The sequence below is a fragment of the Sphaerospermopsis aphanizomenoides BCCUSP55 genome, assembly GCF_001586785.1.
GTDB classification, from domain to species: Bacteria; Cyanobacteriota; Cyanobacteriia; order Cyanobacteriales; family Nostocaceae; genus Sphaerospermopsis_A; species Sphaerospermopsis_A aphanizomenoides_A.
Genome location: NZ_LUFH02000116.1, coordinates 1 through 17,811, shown reverse-complemented (window position 1 = coordinate 17,811; position 17,811 = coordinate 1). Strand labels below are relative to the sequence as shown.

The 17,811-nt window shown below is 37.6% G+C and carries 18 protein-coding genes; 5 read left to right on the top strand and 13 right to left on the bottom strand.

Annotated elements, in window-relative coordinates:
* Positions 1–30: 30 nt before the first annotated feature.
* The 10 genes from A0J48_RS22680 to cobU all read right to left on the bottom strand — a co-directional run bounded on the left by A0J48_RS22680 (position 31) and on the right by cobU (position 9,972).
* Positions 31–972, bottom strand: a complete 942-nt coding sequence (locus A0J48_RS22680; RefSeq protein ID WP_200326853.1) for a ribonuclease Z — start codon at positions 970–972, stop codon at positions 31–33.
* 127 nt (positions 973–1,099) lie between these two features.
* A complete protein-coding gene (locus tag A0J48_RS22675; RefSeq protein WP_200326852.1) occupies positions 1,100–1,966 on the bottom strand; it encodes a sensor histidine kinase in 867 nt (288 codons plus the stop codon).
* A 15-nt stretch (positions 1,967–1,981) separates the two neighbouring features.
* Positions 1,982–2,659 (bottom strand): response regulator, encoded by a 678-nt coding sequence (locus A0J48_RS22670; RefSeq protein ID WP_200326851.1) that lies wholly within the window; start codon positions 2,657–2,659, stop codon positions 1,982–1,984.
* Positions 2,660–3,036: 377 nt separating this feature from the next.
* Positions 3,037–3,678 (bottom strand): hypothetical protein, encoded by a 642-nt coding sequence (locus A0J48_RS22665; protein ID WP_200326850.1) that lies wholly within the window; start codon positions 3,676–3,678, stop codon positions 3,037–3,039.
* A gap of 168 nt (positions 3,679–3,846) precedes the next feature.
* Entirely contained in the window at positions 3,847–5,238 is a 1,392-nt protein-coding gene (locus A0J48_RS22660; protein WP_200326849.1) for an HlyD family secretion protein, read from the bottom strand.
* Between the two features lie 23 nt (positions 5,239–5,261).
* On the bottom strand, positions 5,262–7,412 hold the full coding sequence (locus A0J48_RS22655; protein WP_200326848.1) for a peptidase domain-containing ABC transporter: 2,151 nt from the start codon (positions 7,410–7,412) through the stop codon (positions 5,262–5,264).
* A 176-nt stretch (positions 7,413–7,588) separates the two neighbouring features.
* Entirely contained in the window at positions 7,589–7,900 is a 312-nt protein-coding gene (locus tag A0J48_RS22650) for a hypothetical protein (protein WP_200326847.1), read from the bottom strand.
* Positions 7,901–8,274: 374 nt separating this feature from the next.
* The gene (locus A0J48_RS22645; RefSeq protein ID WP_200326846.1) at positions 8,275–8,508 is read right to left on the bottom strand and encodes a hypothetical protein; all 234 of its coding nucleotides are present in this window, start codon (positions 8,506–8,508) and stop codon (positions 8,275–8,277) included.
* 406 nt (positions 8,509–8,914) lie between these two features.
* Positions 8,915–9,367 carry a hypothetical protein gene (locus tag A0J48_RS22640; protein WP_200326845.1) on the bottom strand — a complete coding sequence of 151 codons (453 nt, stop codon included), beginning with the start codon at positions 9,365–9,367 and terminating at the stop codon, positions 8,915–8,917.
* Between the two features lie 56 nt (positions 9,368–9,423).
* Positions 9,424–9,972 (bottom strand): bifunctional adenosylcobinamide kinase/adenosylcobinamide-phosphate guanylyltransferase, encoded by a 549-nt coding sequence (gene cobU, locus A0J48_RS22635; RefSeq protein WP_200326844.1) that lies wholly within the window; start codon positions 9,970–9,972, stop codon positions 9,424–9,426.
* Between the two features lie 170 nt (positions 9,973–10,142).
* Between cobU and A0J48_RS22630 the strand changes: the two genes are divergently transcribed.
* The 5 genes from A0J48_RS22630 (at position 10,143) to A0J48_RS22610 (ending at position 14,822) form a co-directional block, all read left to right on the top strand.
* Positions 10,143–10,949, top strand: a complete 807-nt coding sequence (locus A0J48_RS22630) for a hypothetical protein (protein WP_200326843.1) — start codon at positions 10,143–10,145, stop codon at positions 10,947–10,949.
* Positions 10,950–11,205: 256 nt separating this feature from the next.
* Positions 11,206–12,156 carry a glycosyltransferase family 2 protein gene (locus A0J48_RS22625; protein ID WP_200326842.1) on the top strand — a complete coding sequence of 317 codons (951 nt, stop codon included), beginning with the start codon at positions 11,206–11,208 and terminating at the stop codon, positions 12,154–12,156.
* 117 nt (positions 12,157–12,273) lie between these two features.
* Positions 12,274–13,215, top strand: coding sequence for a glycosyltransferase family 2 protein (locus tag A0J48_RS22620; protein ID WP_200326841.1), 942 nt, complete (start codon positions 12,274–12,276; stop codon positions 13,213–13,215).
* Between the two features lie 159 nt (positions 13,216–13,374).
* Entirely contained in the window at positions 13,375–13,938 is a 564-nt protein-coding gene (gene hpsU, locus A0J48_RS22615) for a hormogonium polysaccharide biosynthesis acetyltransferase HpsU (RefSeq protein WP_200326840.1), read from the top strand.
* 320 nt (positions 13,939–14,258) lie between these two features.
* The gene (locus A0J48_RS22610) at positions 14,259–14,822 is read left to right on the top strand and encodes a hypothetical protein (RefSeq protein WP_200326839.1); all 564 of its coding nucleotides are present in this window, start codon (positions 14,259–14,261) and stop codon (positions 14,820–14,822) included.
* 163 nt (positions 14,823–14,985) lie between these two features.
* Here A0J48_RS22610 and A0J48_RS22605 read toward each other — a convergent pair whose 3' ends face one another.
* The 3 genes from A0J48_RS22605 to A0J48_RS22595 form a co-directional block, all read right to left on the bottom strand.
* On the bottom strand, positions 14,986–16,359 hold the full coding sequence (locus A0J48_RS22605) for a DUF2330 domain-containing protein (protein WP_200326838.1): 1,374 nt from the start codon (positions 16,357–16,359) through the stop codon (positions 14,986–14,988).
* Positions 16,360–16,460: 101 nt separating this feature from the next.
* Positions 16,461–17,270: an RnfABCDGE type electron transport complex subunit D gene (locus tag A0J48_RS22600; protein WP_200326837.1), complete on the bottom strand. Its 810-nt coding sequence runs from the start codon at positions 17,268–17,270 to the stop codon at positions 16,461–16,463.
* A 228-nt stretch (positions 17,271–17,498) separates the two neighbouring features.
* The gene (locus tag A0J48_RS22595; RefSeq protein WP_200326836.1) at positions 17,499–17,651 is read right to left on the bottom strand and encodes a hypothetical protein; all 153 of its coding nucleotides are present in this window, start codon (positions 17,649–17,651) and stop codon (positions 17,499–17,501) included.
* Positions 17,652–17,811 lie beyond the last annotated feature (160 nt).

Genomic DNA, 17,811 nt, shown 5'->3' with positions numbered 1-17,811 from the left:
TATCAATTATCAATTATCAATTATCAATTATCAATTTACTTCCCGTCTTCTCGGTATGTCATAAACCATAAAATCACTAGCCATAATAGTTTTAGGAAAAATAGCACGGGCTTCCTGAAGTAAATCTTTTAACTCAATCGCATTACCTGGAGTATAACGGGGACTAAAATGAGTCATAATTAATTTATGTACACCAGCGGCATAAGCAGTTTGTGCTGCCATTGTGCTGGTAGAGTGCAATCTTTGAAAAGCCATATCCGCATCTTGATGGGCAAATGTAGCCTCATGAATCAATACATCTGCATCCTGAGCCAACTGCACCGCACCATCACAATAAACAGTATCTGTGCAATAGGCAAACTTGCGACCAATTTCCGTCGGACCACATAATTTACTACCATCAATTACTCTTCCATCTTCCAGGGTGACAGTTTCACCGCGCTTAAGTTTGCCATAAATAGGGCCAGAAGGAATTTGTAAAGCTTTAGCTTTTTCGACATCAAAGCGTCCGGTTCTATCTTTTTCTGTTACACGATAGCCGAAAGCTGTGATGCGGTGATGCAGAAGACCACAGCTAACTATAAACTCATGATCTTCGTAAATTATGCCGGGATGGACGGTATGTACCTTAATGGGGTATGAGAAATGGGTGTGAGAGTAACGTGACGCAGCTTGTATGTACTCATTTAATCCAGATGGTCCATAAATATCCACTCGTTCTACATTACCTGCTAAACCACAACTAGCCAAAAGTCCCATTAAACCAAAAATATGATCCCCGTGCAGATGGGTGATAAAAATGCGGGAGAGTTGGCTCATTTTCAGGTCACTCCGCAAAAGTTGGTGCTGTGTACCTTCACCACAGTCAAACAACCACAATTCTGCCCTTTGTGGTAGTCTCAGTGCGACACTGGAAACATTACGTGATCTTGTAGGTACACCGGAACTCGTCCCTAAAAATGTTATCTGCACAGCGTTTTTTAGCCTTCTTCTCGCTCAGTATGAAGATTTATTTTTTTTATAGTGACACAGTTGTTGAGCAAAATCTTGTTGGCAATCAGCCACTAAAGAAAGAGCTAGATGCCAAATAGAGAATGATTTACATATCATAACTCACAAGGCATCCAGGCCAGGATAACTCACAAATAGTTCCTTTGGGAGAAAGGGGAAGTCGTTGAAATTTGCCTTGAATCTGTGTTGCTAAATTTTTAAACTGTTTTGTTCCTCGGCCTTCTCTGGATGTGTTAATGCCCAAACCGTTATCTATAATACGCAGGGTATACCAACCAGCAGATGATGAGCAGGTAACTTCCAGACAGGTGACTTCTGTGGCATATTTACCCACGTTACACAAAGCTTCTTCTAGAAATCTGCAAATTCCTCGCTTGTGGTCAATTGTTAAACCCTGTTCAGGTACAGGCTCAAAAGTCCGAATTTTTATTTTAATGGTTTTAAAACAGGGAAAATCTCGCTCTAATGTATAGCTATAAACTTGATAAAGAACTTCATGCAGGGGATCTTGTAAACTGATAACTATGTTGTTGCCTAAGTAAAGATTTGCTTCTTGAGTGAGAGTTTCTTGTTGCCAAAATTCATAAATTCCCTGTAACTCTTGGTTGAGTTTGTCTAGCTCTTGTTCTAATTCAGGTATTAATTTTTTATTGGATAAATTTTGTTCTCTGACCAATTTTAAAATCCTGTCCAGGTTTTGTAATGGTCCATTATGAATTGTTTCAAAGATGATTTCCAGCATCGCTTGTCTAGCTTTCAGCCCAGATTTTACAGCTTGATCATATTGATATAAAGCTGTGATTGCTAGAGCATTTAAAACCAGAACAAAAATTGCTGAAAATCTGGGCGTAAAACCACTCCAAGTTAAGAGAATATAACCAGCACTCACTAGGTTAGAAATAGCAATACCAATAATGACATGATTTTTAACTGAATATGTTTTCAAATCTATCACCTATCACTTGCTATGTTAGTCAATCAAGCCTTCTTCTCTAGCTCGCATTTCTGTTTGAATACGGATATTTTTACCTTCTTCTGGGTAAACGTTTAAAGCATCTTGTAGCTTATTCCAATAATGACGTACCATGCGCTCAGATACACACATTTCCTCAGCGATGGCTTTATCTTGTAATCCTTTTTCAAATGCTAGATGTAATACCTTTAACCACTCTGGTTTTACTTCTAATCCTGAGTGGATTCCTTTAATATCTTTTGTATGAGTTAATCCTTGTAATGACCAGTCAACTCTTGTTAACATTTCCAGGGTGGAAAGACTTTTATCAGCAATGGTAAAGCCTCCTTTATGATTATCAATATCTAAACGAATACGGATCAATGTTCTCACATGGGCGCTTTGGACAACTATATTTAAGTTGGGATATTTTTTCATCACAGTTTTCAGAAGTTGAATACCGTTATTAGGTCTGGCTGTCAGTCCATGTTTATCGGGAATTGAAAGATCCATAACTATCAAATCTGGCTGTAAACGACTCAGTTGTTCAATAGCATTTGTAGCATTTACAGCCGTTATAAGTTCAGCATCAGGATAGTTTTTATGCAGAATATCAACTGTTCCACTTAAAACAGATTCGTGGTCATCAATTACTAGAATTTTCAGCGATTTATTAGCTGATAAAACTTGTTCCATAGTTAATAATGAATGATGACACAGTAGGTAATTTATTTTTTATTTCATGCTATTAATTGATTTACAGTAGCTTTCAGCAGTAAAACCCTTTTGGTGCAAGGCTTTATCATAAAAATTTGTACCTTATTGATCTGCAATATACTATATATCAAATTGTATTTCTGATAATTTAATCGCTATGAGGTATGTCACCCTCCCTCTGTATATTTTTCATTCATAGATTTTTACTAAAAAATTGTCTGTTTATCGCTAAATGTTTGCTAAATATAGCGGTTATCAGTTGGTTGAAAACAGACAATAATTAGAAAATATGGTTGACACCAAGCTGCGCTACAGAGATAAAAAACCTGCAATCTTATTCCCTGTTATAACAATACTTACCAACAAAAATACCAAGCTATTCTCATATTTCTACTTTTGTAAAAACACTTACCAGGAATTAAAAACTGAACACTATCACTGAGATATTTTAATTCTGGCAGATTGGAATAAAAAATCATGCTAGATATATCAGGATAGGTAATATGCACGGTTAATTCTCTTGCATTTTCTTTTTCTTTTAAACTGATATGAATAGAAATAGCGGTGGAGAATTGTGGCAAAGTAATTGTCAGTAATTCTTCTAAAGCCCTTAAAATAAGGAAACTACATTCAACAGGTTCATTTCGCCAGGATATTGGCATATCAATGTGAAAATATACATGAGGATTAGAGGTCAACCAGGGATCTAATAAGGACTGAATTGAAAGTGGTAAACTGTCTTGAATATACACTGGACATAAGCGATCGCTCAATTGAACTAAAGAATGATGAAAATTTTCGATTTTTTTGATGTGTTCGGAAATCTGATGAGTTGATAAATTCAGATGATCTATTTTTAATACCTCTAAGCTACGACGAATAGTGAAAGATTCTTGTAATAAACTGTCCCGGATTTTTTCGGCTTCCAGAAATAGTTTTATGGATTGTCTATAGAACCACCATTTTAATGCTGGGGTTATTTTTTCTGCGGATGTCATAAACTTAACAATGATTATGACTGAAAAAAGCTTTTATAGCAGATTGTAGGTAAATAAGGTATAAGATTTAGGAGTGAAGCCATATAACAAGAGACTTTTAAGCCTGTTTCCTATTCTCGGTTCCCTGCTGTAAATTGACATTTTTTAGCTGATCATCATTGTATTCACTTATAAATCAGTAATCAATCTTGCTTTTCTAAGCATAAATTTCAAAGCAGTTTCTTCTTGAGAAATAATGTCAGCTTTTACTTGCATTCCTGATTGGAGATAACATTGATGATTACTATTACCAAATTGAAGGGTTTCTGGTTGAATAGTTGCTTCAAAATAACTACTAGACGCTGCTATACTTGTATTCTTTTGGTTTGTGATTACGTCTGGAGAAATAGTTTTAACTACACCTTTGAGTGTGCCATAATCAGGATAGGGACAGGCATCAATCCGCAAATTGACTTTCTGATCAACAGCAACTTTTTTAATTTCAGCAGTAGGAATTATAGCTTTAATAACTAGAGAATCATGATTAGGAACAATCTCAGCAATAGATTCACTAGCACGTACTACTTGACCAGGATTACGTAAATTTAGTTTGAGAATAATACCGTTACTAGTAGCAAGAATTGTGCTTTTTCTCAGTTGATTTTCAACTTGTTGTAGTTCTTTTTGCAATTGTTGAATCTGTGCTTTTAATTGAACTCTTCGCTCGATTAATGCTTGTTGTTCTTTTTTCAAAATGGCTATATTTGCATTACCTTTAGCTATTTCTTGGGCAATACGTTCTTGTGCCATAATCACCATTGCTGGAGTTGGGTTTACAGAAGCTTTTGCTGATTTGACTTTAATTTTGGCTATTGCAAAAGATATTTTTTCAGCTTCTAGTGTTAACTGTGACTGCTTCACAACTAATTGTTTCTGCTCAAATTCTCGTCTGCCAATTGCGCCTATTTGTGATAATTGCTCATAGCGATCTCGATCTATTTTTGCAAATTCTAAATTAGCTTTAGCTTTTTGTAAATCCGTCTGAGATTTTTGCAGACTAGCTATAGCTGAAAGAAATTCACTTTGGGTATTAATTTGCAGTTCTTGATATTCTCGCTGGTTACGTAATAAATCAGCTTTAGCCGAAGCAATTACTTTTTCTATAACTTGTTTTTCTGCTGAAATCTGATTATTTAAAATCCGAATTTGGGCATCAATTTGCCTTGTTTGCAAGTTACTTTGTTGAATATTATCTTGAATCTGGCTTTTTTTAATCAGTAATTGTTCGGTATCAAGACTAGCAATGACATCACCAATTTTTACAACTTGATTTTCCTTAACCAAGATATTTTTAATAGTTCCTTCCATTTCTGGTTGTACTAATCGAATTTCTCCTATAGGACGGACAGTAGCATCAGCTTTGACTGTGACATTATACTTAACCCATGAAGAGAGAGTAATGCCAGTAGCAACAGTTCCGACAAGAAACATTCCTGCTAATGATGTCCAACGACTAATAGGCGGAAGAGAGTGATCATTGTCTACTGAAGAGATAAGTTTTTGATTATGAGTGTAGAGCATAATTACCTGATTATTATTACTAATTAGAAACTTAGAAAATCTAAATGATCTCCAGGTTTAGATTTTAATTCCTCCAAATAACCTTCGAGTTTTAATCTTCCTTGATCCAGCAAAACGATCCAACTAGCACGATTAATTACTTGAGGACGATGAGTAATTAAAATTGTGGTTTTACCCGCACGATGTTTAAATAATTTCTCTAAAACTTGCGCTTCGCTTACGGGATCAAGCCCAGCTGTGGATTCATCTAAAATCAAAACTGCTGGCTCTGTAATAATAGCTCTAGCTATGGCTAATCTTTGACGTTGACCACCGGAAAGATTTGCGCCAAATTCACCTAAAATAGTTTGATATTTTTCTGGTAATTTACTGATAAATTCATCTGCACCAGAAATTTGACAAGCCCTCACAATTTGCTCAAAAGTAACATAGGGCGCTCCTAAACGAAAATTTTCAATAATAGAACGACTCCAAAAATGAGCATCTTGAGGAACAAGTACCACCTGTTGACGGAGACTTTCTAAAGAAAGGTCTTGGAGGTTATAAAGTCCAATGCGGATATTTCCAGATTGGATTTGATATAATCCAGCGATTAATTTAGCAAGGGTACTCTTACCACATCCAGATTTACCAATTAAAGCAATAACTTGACCACCTGGAATTGTTAAAGAAAAGTCTTCTAAAAGATCAATTCTACCTGCATAGTGAAAATTAATATTTGTACAAACAATATCCGCATCTTCAGGAATTTTAGCAAAAGGTTTTTTGCCATCATTTTCATTTTCTGGAGTAGCATCAATAACTTCTGTCAAGCGTTGTATAGCGGTTTTAGCATGAGTAAATTCTTCAACAAAGCTGATAACAGTACCAATTAAACCCAAGAAATTACCATTCATTGAGTTAAATGCTAATAGTTTCCCGATGCTGAGATTTTCTGCTGGATTAATTACTAAATAGCCACCAAACCAAAGTAAAATCACACCTCCAATACCAGCAACAAAACCAGAAAATGTATTATTGATGATGCCAATTTGGATAGTGCGAAATGTGAGATTAGCCAGACGACCAAAACGATTTTCTAATTCATCCCAAAACTGTGGTGCTGATGTAGTGGTTTTCAGGGTTAATGCACCCTTAAAAGTTTCAACTAAAACACCTTGTGTTTCGGCTTCTTGCACTAAAAGCTCACGAGTTTTTTGTTGTAAACTTGGCTGAAAGACAATAGTAGATAATGTCATGATTACCGCAATTACTAAAGCGACTGCGGTCAGTTTCCAACTATAAAAAATCATGAAGCCTAAAGAGATTAAAGCTATAAAAAATCGACTGGGTAAACTGACTACTAATTGAGCCACTAACTGATTAATCTGCTCAATATCCTGCAAACGGCTAACAATTTCTCCACTGCGTCGAGCTTCATAATAACTCAGAGGTAGGCGTAAAATTTGCCGACCAAAATCTAAAACTAGCCCTAATTGTAAGCGTTGAGCAAAGTGAGCAATTAAGTTAGATTGTACAAATGCAAGACTATTAGAAATAAAATTCATGACTACTACAGAAATTGCTACGGTAGTCAGTAATTTTGTGTCACCTCTAACTAGGACATCATCGGTGAGAATTTGCAGCAAAAAAGGAGAAGCTAAAGATAGTAAACCTAAGATTAAGTTTAAAGGTAAAGCTTGGACTAAAATGGCACGATAAATCCAAACTCGTTTGAAGAAACGCCAAAAGCCTCCAGTTTTATCACTTTCTTGTTCAAAGAAGCGGATGGGATCTGGTTCTAGTAAGAGAATTAACCAATCTTTCCAACCATCAATTAAATCTTTTTTAGAAAGATGACGAACTCCGACTGCAGGATCTGCAATTAGATAATTTTTGCCTTTTTTACCGTATAAAACTACCCAATGATTTCCTTTCCAGTGAATAATTGCTGGTAAGGGTGCTTCGTTTATTCGGTCTAGAACTTCTGGTGATGTTTTGACGGGGTTAGCTTTAAAACCGAGGGTTTCTGCACCTCTTCTTAAACCTAATAATGTAGTACCACTTTGTCCAGTTCCGACCGCTTCCCGAATCCGAGAGAGGGTAAAATTATGACCGTAATATTTAGCGATCGCAGCCAAACAAGCTGCACCACAGTCTTCTTCACTGTGCTGTTTGACAAATTGAAGTTTCATAAGTAAAGCACCCTAGATAGTTGCAAATATAAGTCGGAGGTGCTAGTAATTCATAGAATTTCGGATTTTAGATGGCAATGTTATTATTTATTGGTGGAATGAATTATTATTTTTAAGTCAAATTGCATTAACTATGAGTTCCTGAGTGAGCATCTGGCTTGATAACTTAATTTGTTTTAATACAATAGCCTATATAATAATCTCAATAAGCTATTTAAACTTCTATTCCTTCTTTGTCCACGACTACCACCTAAAAAAGATGAATCTATACCGATGACCAGTTCTGTAGATGTATATGCACTATCTTGTTTAATAGAAGTATTACCACTAGTTGCTGAAAAAGATATTTCATTTCTAGCTAAAGATGTGATTTTTGTTAGTTGTAATAAAAAAGGATATCGTGAATATCCCCCAGATACAGATTCCTGTTCTTGTTCTGATAAGTTGTGGAATAATTCGGAGTTGATTTCCTTAATATGTTTCGACATATCAATTCCGTTTTTAAGTTATTTTGGCTGAAACATCTGATTTGGAATTCTGATTGTTGACTGTTAAATTTTAACAGCCAACAATCAAATTAGAGTGATTTGATGATACTGTGTCAGATTTGCACTTACATTTATTCTCTTTGTGTCAAGTAAAAGTCTTCAAGAGACTAGGTAAGTTCATTTTTCCGTAAATTTAATTGATAATCATGATGATTTACGGAAAGATCTAACATCACTTTATTTTCGCTTAATTCATTAGACTTCTTGCAGAAGTCGGGGAAAGGTTAAGAGGGAGAACCTTTCTTGACCCTTTAACCTTTTCCCAACTCTTGCACAAATTACTTTTGCAAGAGGTCTATTACCGTGAATTAAGTTTACTTAACGTATATGTCAGAAGCCAAGTAAGAATATTCTGTTTCATCATTAAATGCTTCTAATTTATCAAACCATAATCCAGATCCACCTTTACCATTCTTTAATCTAAACCCTTTGATTACTAATCCTTCGTAGTCTGTAAATTTATACTTGGATTCCACTCCACCAGATATTTTGCCACCAGCTACGATTTCTTGTTGTTCAACGGATACTGCGGTAAATAAGTTAGACATGATAGAAATCTCCTTGATCTGAGTTATTGCTTGGAGTTAATTTAAGTTTTGCGTGCTGCTTAACTCCTCGCTTGTTAATACAATATCGAGAACCGACCCAGGAAATCATGCTCAATTTCTACCAACTTAATTTCCAAATTTAGCAATCTATATTTCCGAAAAATACAAGCTTTAATTATCAGCATTCTGGACTTACAAATAAAAAATATCGCAACATTTATGGTGATGCTGCCCTCTTGTGTGCTAACAATAAAGGGCAGGCAATATGCCTACCCCATAAGATTGGATAATTGATTTTTTGGTGTTTATTTAGGAATGCTGGGTTCTCAGAATGAGGGTTAACTATCTTAATATATTAAAAAGTATTAAAAATAATTATTTAACAACTTATAACCGTAACCAGTTGTTAAACCTCTGAGGGAATATTATCAATCAAACGATTGGTACGTTCGCTACAAGCATCGCGTATTTCTGTCAATTGCTCTAGATTATTAACTGGGCATCGTGGTGAAGGTAGCTCATTATTAGGCCAAGTTGATAGATAAAAGCAGGGACACAATAATGATGGCATTCCCATTGTCTTGATGGGTACTGGCATAGCACAACGTCCACAAGGAAGAATTTCCCACACAGGTGTGAGCAGTTGGTCTATGGTTTCGTGAGTACCTTCTAAGTAGCATTCACGGATTCCGATCAAGGAAAGCATTTTTTGCCAGCAATCTTCAAATTCTTGGCTATAGCGATCGCCGTTGACTACTGATGTAGGTAACAGAATTTCTTCTCCATTACCCACTATCACTTTTTTCCCTAACTGAAACCAGTGAGCGAGATATTTTTTGACTTCTTGTTTGTTTGCCATACTTTGATTGTAGTTTTTAATTCAGAAATTTTACCTGCCCAATCTTTAATTTAGAATTAAGACTTGGTTGGTGGTAAGGGAAAACCCAGAACACTCAGATTAAGAACATGACCACCAGTTACTAAGTACACAGTTTCACTCATCCCACCTAACTGACGGACTAAAGCACCCAAGCGATCGCGGAATGTACGACCTAACGGATAAGCTGGCACCACACCCCAACCCGTTTCTTCCGCCACAAATAGCAAATCAGCCTCCACAAACGGTAAAACTGCTAACAACTCTAACTGGATTTTTTGCCAACTCAAATCATCTTGTTCCAAAAAATTAGCTACCCAAGTTCCCAAAGAATCTATCAAAATACAAGTATGAGGACGGGCATGGCGGAGAATATCACTAAGTTCTACAGGTGCATGGAGAGTTACCCAATCTTGAGGACGGCGTTCTTGGTGTTTTTGAATGCGTTGCTGCCACTCTGGATCATCGGGATTATCAGTAGCTGTGGCTATATAAATAACTGGTTTTCCAGACTCCATTGCTAAGTGTTCAGCCCATTCACTTTTGCCTGAACGTGACGGGCCTGTGATTAAAATAACTCTACTCATAATTATTTGTCATATATCTGCTCAAAAAACTTGAGGTTTTTGGTGAGTTAAACTTTCTGAGATTACTATTATCCCCTACAATAAGGAAAAGTTTCTCTATAATTTGCGTTGCTAACAAACCCCCAATAGAAATTATTTAATACCACCACAAAAAGCTTCAGGATCTCTTTATGAAACCAGGCTTAAAACGCATTGAAGCCACACTACATGATTTGGGTATACGCAGTACCGACTTGACATCAGAAACAGGTGATGGCATAAAACGTCCATTTTCCTTCAGAATTAGCGTTGGCGCTAACAAATCCAAAGACGGCCAAGAAAAATCAGCGGATCAGGGCATAAACACAGATGCCCAAAATATAGATACTGAAAATTACTCAGAACCACAGCCAGATTTATTTCCCAAGGATAATTCTGTACAAACTTTTCCTGCCCAGGATAGTGGGGGAAAAACACCAAGCTTACCCAAGTTTAAAACGCCCAGTTTCAGCAATCATCGTCATGGAGCAAATCCAGCATTTGCCATGAATCTCTTGCAAGACATTCAAGAAACTGTGGCAAGTTGGCAAACAGAATTACAAGCAATTCTCCAGCAAATTCAGGATATTTATTTAGAAGGACCAGTAATTAACGGCTGGCTAGAATCCAATCCGCAAGAATCAGAACCAGGAGGAACTGCAACTCTACGTCATGCAGAAATTGAAAGGCTGATGGATTACGTAGAAGAAATTTGTGAGCCTGGTGATAAAGTATCATCCCCATCATCCCGTACTGGCTACCGTCTTTGTGGAATTGATGCTACCGGTAAAGTCTGGTCACGTCAATGTCCAGTTGATCAGGTTCCTAATGTGAGTATGGCCATTGCCCGTTACCAAAAATTACGTCAGTTGTTTGGCCGCAAACAACAACTAGAAACTCGCTTAAGCCAACTAGCGGAAACACTTGTGGCTTTACACAGCCATATTCAACAAGTATAAAGTTGTAGTAAAGTCTGCAAGATTTTTTGATAAAAGATGGTCAGCAACGCAGTGTTTAGGTAAAAATTCTGTTTGTAAATCAGTAGTTTCTGGGGTAAATTAACAAGCAAAGAGCAACCACTGAAGTGGAAATTTTCAGATGGAAAACAAATTTCCTCGATAGCAGGATGCACTTGAATGAGGTACAAAATTTGCCTAAAAAGCCTGACACCAAAAAGCTTTTAACCCTGTTCCCTGCTATATACCAATCAAGACCATGCCCGATGTCCAAATTTCTGCCATCATCTGTACTCACAATCGAGATACCTACTTAGGAGCAGCAATTGATAGCCTATTAGCCCAGCAGTTTACGGCTAACTTTGAAATTGTGGTAGTAGATAATGGATCTGGCGATCGCACTCGTGAAGTGGTAGAAGAAAGATCCCATCATCCCCACCTCAAGTATATATTTGAACCCATCCTTGGTTTATCCATAGCTCGCAACACAGGTGCAAAAGTTGCCAGTGCTGACATTCTCGCTTATTTGGATGATGATGCCGTAGCCAGTCCCCAATGGTTACAAGAGTTGTATTCTGCATATCAGCATAATTCCCAATTAGCGATCGCCGGAGGCAAAGTTACCCTCATCTGGCCACCAGGTATCGAACCACCACAATGGTTATCTACCGGACTAGCTGCCAACTTAGGAGCTTATGACTTGGGTGACAACATCGTTTACATAGAACAGCCCGGTTTAACCCCTAGAGGTTTAAATTACTCCATTCGCCGTCGTTTTTTAGCAGACATAGGCGGTTTTGATCCACATCTAGGACGAGTAGGTAAAAACCTCTTATCCAATGAAGAACTGCAAATGACCGAATTTGCCCTTCAGCGTGGTTGGCAAGTCGCTTATCTTCCCCAAGCCTTAGTTGCCCACAACGTCGCCCCAGAAAGACTCAAACCCACCTGGTTCTTAAATAGAGGTTGGTGGCAAGGCATTAGCGAATGCTATCGAGAACAACTTGCGGGTAAAGCAGGAATTGGCCAACTGCAACGAGGCAGCGAAAAATTTTTACGTGGCTTATATAAATCCTTACAATATATTACTGATCCAGCCGAAAGATTTGATAAACTAGTCTATGCCTATGGTCAGATTGGTTACTTAAATGCTGCTATTCAAGGACTGATAGCAGGAGGCAGAAGGCAGGAGGCAGAAGGCAGAAGGTAAAACTATTGCTATTTCTAGCACTCACCCTTTCAAAATGTCCTCACCTATGCGGTGACTACGGCTATATCTCCAAAGCCAGCAAAAAATAAATGAAAGTCAAATAAAGTAGAAATTATTATGTCATCTAAAATACCAGTTTCCGTACTCATTCCCGCTAAAAACGAGCAAGCAAACCTACCTGCTTGTTTGACAAGTTTACAACCAGCCGATGAAATTTTTGTCGTTGATTCCCAAAGCACAGACAAAAGCATCGAAATTGCTGAAAGTTACGGTGCTAAAGTCGTACAATTTAAATTTAATGGCAGTTGGCCAAAAAAGAAAAATTGGTCATTAGAAAATCTGCCTTTTCGGAATGAATGGGTACTAATAGTTGATTGTGATGAACGCATCACACCTGAATCTTGGGCTGAAATTGCCGAAGTCATTCAAAACAATGAATGTAATGGCTATTATATCAATCGCCGGGTATTCTTCCTAGGAAAGTGGATTCGTCACGGAGGTAAATATCCTGATTGGAATCTCCGGTTATTTAAACATCAAAAAGGCCGTTACGAAAACCTGAATACCGAAGATATTCCTAACACTGGCGATAACGAAGTTCACGAACACGTAATTTTGCAAGGAAAAGTAGGATATCTCAAACATGATATGCTCCACGAAGACTTCCGGGATTTATATCATTGGTTAGAAAGACATAACCGTTATTCTAACTGGGAAGCCCGCGTTTATTTTAATTTACTCAACGGCAAAGATGACAGCGGGACAATTGGTGCAAACCTCTTTGGTGATGCAGTACAACGTAAACGCTTCTTAAAAACTGTATGGGTACGTTTGCCATTTAAACCATTTTTAAGGTTTATTTTGTTCTACTTCATTCAGCGAGGTTTTTTAGATGGCAAAGCAGGATATATCTATGGACGATTACTAAGTCAATATGAATATCAAATCGGAGTCAAACTCTACGAATTACGGACTTTAGGCGGAACATTAAACGTTGCTAAAACCTCTGTATCAACCACCAAACCTGTAAATCAACAAGTTGAAAAAACGGCAATTTAATAGGGAACAGGTGACAGGTGACAGGTGACAAGTGACAGGTGACAGGTGAAAGTAAGAAGCAAATAGATATACAAAGACAAGAAAATAACTTCCTTATCCACCACCTACCAATTACCAATTGTCAATTATCAATTATCAATTATCAATTACCAATTACCAATGAGCGATGAAAAACCTTATGTAGATTTACGGAAATATGACCAATCCCGCTTTGATAGAGGAAGATCTGGTTGGTACGTTTTGTTATGGTGGTTAGTGCAAGCGATCGCCTTTCCTCTCACTCCCCACCCCCTAAATATTCTCCGTTGTACCTTGCTGCGGCTGTTTGGAGCTAAAATTGGCAAAGGCGTAGTAATTCGACCCACAGCCCGTTTTACCTATCCTTGGAAAGTTACTATCGGTGATTACAGTTGGATTGGTGATGACGTAGTATTTTACAGTCTGGATCAAATTTACGTTGGTGAACATTGCATAGTTTCTCAAAAAAGTTACCTGTGTACAGGTAGTCATGACATCCAAGATCCCGCCTTTGGATTAAAAACCGCAAGTATTACCATCGGTAACGGTGCATGGGTAGCAACAGATTGTTTTATCGCACCAGGAGTAGAAATTGGTGCTAATGCCGTTATTGGTGCGCGTAGTAGCGTATTTGCTAATATGCCCCCTGGACAAGTTTGTTGGGGAAGTCCCTGTCGTCCTCAGTACCCCAGAATTAAACAATAGAGGTTTTCCAGATACCGTGATATTGGTATATATTCTACCCTTTAATAGTTATGGTCAAGGTTAACGAAGGCAGGAGGCAGAAGGCCGTTGTTGTAACGGGGATTTATACCCCGCTCCAAAAACTTTGGACGAAGTCTGGTTTTAGACGCGATTATTTTGATAAATTCTCTATAATCCTTAGATAATCAGCTTTTGCAGCATATTTGCAGCATAATTTTCATACTGTCAGTATTTTCAAGTAAATACGGGGAACAATAGATTCTGATTACCGTCATTCAGATAGGAAGTTATTCACTGGACATGAGAATAATAGATTTTCCATGAACAAAAAACATTTTTTTTCAATAGCTATCTTGGGTGCAGCAGGAATTCTGTCTTGTTCTACGTCTGTCCTGGCTGAAGAAGTTACTTGTAACAGTACATTAGGTGCTGTTACAGTTGATAATTTACGAGTACCAAAGGGTGCTAATTGTACTTTATCTGGAACAAAAGTCAAAGGTAATATCACAATAGAAAATAGAGCAACACTCAGAGCAATCAATGTCAGCGTACTTGGCAACATTCAGGCTGAGAAAGCAAGAAATGTAGTTGTTGATTCTAGATCAGTGATTGGTGGTAGTATCCAAATCAAGCAATCAGGGGCGGCAAGTATTACTAATTCACGAATCGGTCAAGACTTACAATTGGAATCTAATCGCGCTCAGTTAGTTGCAAATGGCAACACAATTAGCGGCAACTTGCAGGCATTTGAGAATACAGGAGGAGTTACTATCAGAAATAATAAAATTGATGGTAATCTGCAATGTAAACAAAACCGTTCTGCACCAATCGGCGGTAGCAATATTGTCAAAGGCAATAGAGAAAATCAGTGTTCTCGGTTGTAGATCAAACTTAATTTTCTTGTCTGAATTTTACGTAAGAGCAAATACTGATAAGATTGATTAAATTCACTCAGGGATTTTTTATCTTTTTGGCTACCATAATTAAGAAAATATATCCCCACTTCTTCAAGAAGCTGGGGATTTGTTGGTGATAATTCTAAATTATTTAAAATCCAAAAAACATCAAGATATTTTCCCACCAAGAAGTCTGGAAATTTTCCAAACTCAGGTTCATTTTTTGGCGAATGTCTTGAATCTTCCAATTTGTTAACTGTGCTAAAGTTTGTGCTTCTTTTTCAAAACGCCGAGATAATGAACGTTTATATTCTCTACCAGCAGAACATTGTAATTTGCCTGTAAATGGATGTTGTAAAACATAACGTCCTTGAAAAGATTCTCGGTTGGAAGTTGTTTGAAACATCAAATCTTCAGGAAATTTATTGCGAGTGTAGCGAACGTGCAAACGAGTGATATAAACATTACTTGTGGGGAAGGGACGACCAAAACCAGGTGGGGCTATGCTATTGTTATCACCATTATTATCCAACCAAAATACACCAGCTTGCTTGAGTTCTTCGGGATTGAGAGGTTGAGCAGAACAAGGATCGCAATTACTCATATCCCAAGCATATTCTAGAAAAGCAACTTTTTTATCTTCTTTGGTGTAAGAAGTTTGGAACATAGATTTATAAAAGTCGCCAAATTCGTTTTTGACAAACACAGGAATATTTACGTTAGAAGGAACTTTTACTGTGCGGTAGTTGGTAACTTCTGCTTGTCCTTGGGGTGAGAGAATGTAAACAATTAAATCTTGCTCATTGGTGGCATTAATCATACCCAAGCGAATGGGTAACATAAACTTAGGTGATTCATAGGAAATTTGCAAAGGTCGGAGAAATTGATAACCAGATTCCTCAAATTTATCTAAATTGACCTTAGCCACAAAGAACTTCATGGAAGACCGAATGTAGGGTTTGAGTAATTGATTTGCTCCTCTGGGAATTTTGTAACCATTACGTCTAAGCCAAGTTTCTAAACCACCTGATTCCTTTGCACTGAGGATCAAAATATCATATTCACCGACATTAAACCTGGCTTCAACAGTGACACCTAAACTATTATCTTGCCTGCTACTTTCCTCAGCACTGCCTCTGGTTGCTGCCATTGGTACTGGCATATCCCGCATTTTATAAACAGGAGCGCAGGGGTCTTCATCAAAATATTCCACCAATCTAGGGGCGCTAAAAGCATCCAATCTTTCAATAATATTTGGTTGGGCAACACGCACTTGTTCTTTTTGAATAACTGTGGGTACAGGTACGACTACAGCAAAGTCTTTAACTTCACCTTGAAAGTCGTTAGCCATTGTTAATACTGTTTTATTAGCCTCCCGTGCAATGATTACTTGAGATGCTTGGTTATACAACTTGCTATCAGCTTTGGCTACATAAAATCCACAAAATGCTAATGCTGTGGGTGCAAAAGATAGCACAGCTATAAGTGCTATTAGTAAGGGAATGAATAAACGAAATTTTTTCATTTTTTTGGTAATGTTAGGTTGCTATTGAGGAAAATTGTCTAAATCAGGATTTACAGGATTAAAAATGGAATTGTATTAATTACCAATTATCAACTTCAACATCACCCCATCTCCCCACACTCTTCATCTTTTTTAGTCCAAGAAAATCTGGGGAAGAACCAAAGGTTATCTATAAGAATGGTTATGGGTGCAAGGGCAAATAACGCCCAAAAAACTGCGGTAGAAAGAAAGAAATAATTCCGCAAAATAAAAGTGACTATGGCAATGGAAATTGCCCAAACTATACGACCTATGGGAGCATTAGGAATAGAGCGGGGATCTGTCACCATAAATAAGGCAAACAGTATTAAAGAACCACTCATCAAACGATGAAAGTAAACATCCCAAGTCCAACCTAACCAAACATTACGTACTGCTTCCAGTAGGGAGTAAGCACCTAAAAAAGCACCTGTGGTATCCCAGCGACCAATTCTTTGTAAAATTAGTCCACCAGTGCCGGCAAATAACAGCCCATACCACCATTCTTCCCCCCACTGTCCAGGGGAAACCCAAGCATCAGAAGTGAGTGCTAAGGCAGAAATAATGCCAAAGTTAGCAGGGTTAAAGAAATGCTTATCACCTGTCTGAAAAATAAATTTGCTACCTATTGCTGTTGCTGCGGCTAAAACCATTGTTGTCCAATGGTCAGCCCGCAATAGTAAACTGAGTCCTAGAGAGGTAATTAAGGGACTGCGGAAATTGAAAGTTGGTTCTTTGGCGATGACTAATGAGAATATTGATTGTGTAATTAGACAAGTTGCGATCGCTATTAAAATCAACTCAGGTCGCAGAGTCCAGTCTCTTGTGCCAATCCCTAAAATTAGGAATAGACTCAGAAATAAAATTTGATAATCTCGAATATCTTTGAACATTACCCCTGTATGTGGGGATTACCCATCACTGTTTCATCAATTTAGACGAGAGTTAGGGGAAATTATATTCTTGTTACAAAATTTGTTACAGAATTTTTTTTGACAGGTGACAGAAGAAGCAGGGGGAGAGAGTACAGGGTTTTAGATAGAGATTTTGATTCAGTTACTAGCCCCCCTGTTTCCTGCTGCTTTCCTTCTTCTCTCCTATACTATGTATTGAAAGTAACGTTAATACAGCACAACTTCTGATGAGATATTAAAGCCAATCGGATTGTTAGCTATGGTAGCAAACTTAGTAGAATTAAAGAATAAATCACCTGTACTGGAATCGTAAGTAAACTCGTCTAAAGAAGTAGCACCAAATCCCAGTTTATCAATCAAAATTTTATCCTTTTCCTTCCACTCAAAGTCTTTATTGACACTCCCCGGTCTAAAGACACGGGGATTCTACATTCATCGTCAAAACTTGCTCAACCAGGTTTGCACCAAGTAGAGTAGAGGCTTCAACTCCTGTAGCGTTACTTTGGGGATGCCCTCCCCT

Excerpts from the sequence above, each read along its gene's own strand:
- A0J48_RS22670 (WP_200326851.1), bottom strand. The coding sequence starts at position 2,659 with ATGGAACAAGTTTTATCAGCTAATAAATCGCTGAAAATTCTAGTAATT.
- A0J48_RS22665 (WP_200326850.1), bottom strand. The coding sequence starts at position 3,678 with ATGACATCCGCAGAAAAAATAACCCCAGCATTAAAATGGTGGTTCTAT.
- A0J48_RS22660 (WP_200326849.1), bottom strand. The coding sequence starts at position 5,238 with ATGCTCTACACTCATAATCAAAAACTTATCTCTTCAGTAGACAATGAT.
- A0J48_RS22655 (WP_200326848.1), bottom strand. The coding sequence starts at position 7,412 with ATGAAACTTCAATTTGTCAAACAGCACAGTGAAGAAGACTGTGGTGCA.
- A0J48_RS22650 (WP_200326847.1), bottom strand. The coding sequence starts at position 7,900 with ATGTCGAAACATATTAAGGAAATCAACTCCGAATTATTCCACAACTTA.
- A0J48_RS22645 (WP_200326846.1), bottom strand. The coding sequence starts at position 8,508 with ATGTCTAACTTATTTACCGCAGTATCCGTTGAACAACAAGAAATCGTA.
- A0J48_RS22640 (WP_200326845.1), bottom strand. The coding sequence starts at position 9,367 with ATGGCAAACAAACAAGAAGTCAAAAAATATCTCGCTCACTGGTTTCAG.
- cobU (WP_200326844.1), bottom strand. The coding sequence starts at position 9,972 with ATGAGTAGAGTTATTTTAATCACAGGCCCGTCACGTTCAGGCAAAAGT.
- A0J48_RS22630 (WP_200326843.1), top strand. The coding sequence starts at position 10,143 with ATGAAACCAGGCTTAAAACGCATTGAAGCCACACTACATGATTTGGGT.
- A0J48_RS22625 (WP_200326842.1), top strand. The coding sequence starts at position 11,206 with ATGCCCGATGTCCAAATTTCTGCCATCATCTGTACTCACAATCGAGAT.
- A0J48_RS22620 (WP_200326841.1), top strand. The coding sequence starts at position 12,274 with ATGTCATCTAAAATACCAGTTTCCGTACTCATTCCCGCTAAAAACGAG.
- hpsU (WP_200326840.1), top strand. The coding sequence starts at position 13,375 with ATGAGCGATGAAAAACCTTATGTAGATTTACGGAAATATGACCAATCC.
- A0J48_RS22610 (WP_200326839.1), top strand. The coding sequence starts at position 14,259 with ATGAACAAAAAACATTTTTTTTCAATAGCTATCTTGGGTGCAGCAGGA.
- A0J48_RS22605 (WP_200326838.1), bottom strand. The coding sequence starts at position 16,359 with ATGAAAAAATTTCGTTTATTCATTCCCTTACTAATAGCACTTATAGCT.
- A0J48_RS22600 (WP_200326837.1), bottom strand. The coding sequence starts at position 17,270 with ATGTTCAAAGATATTCGAGATTATCAAATTTTATTTCTGAGTCTATTC.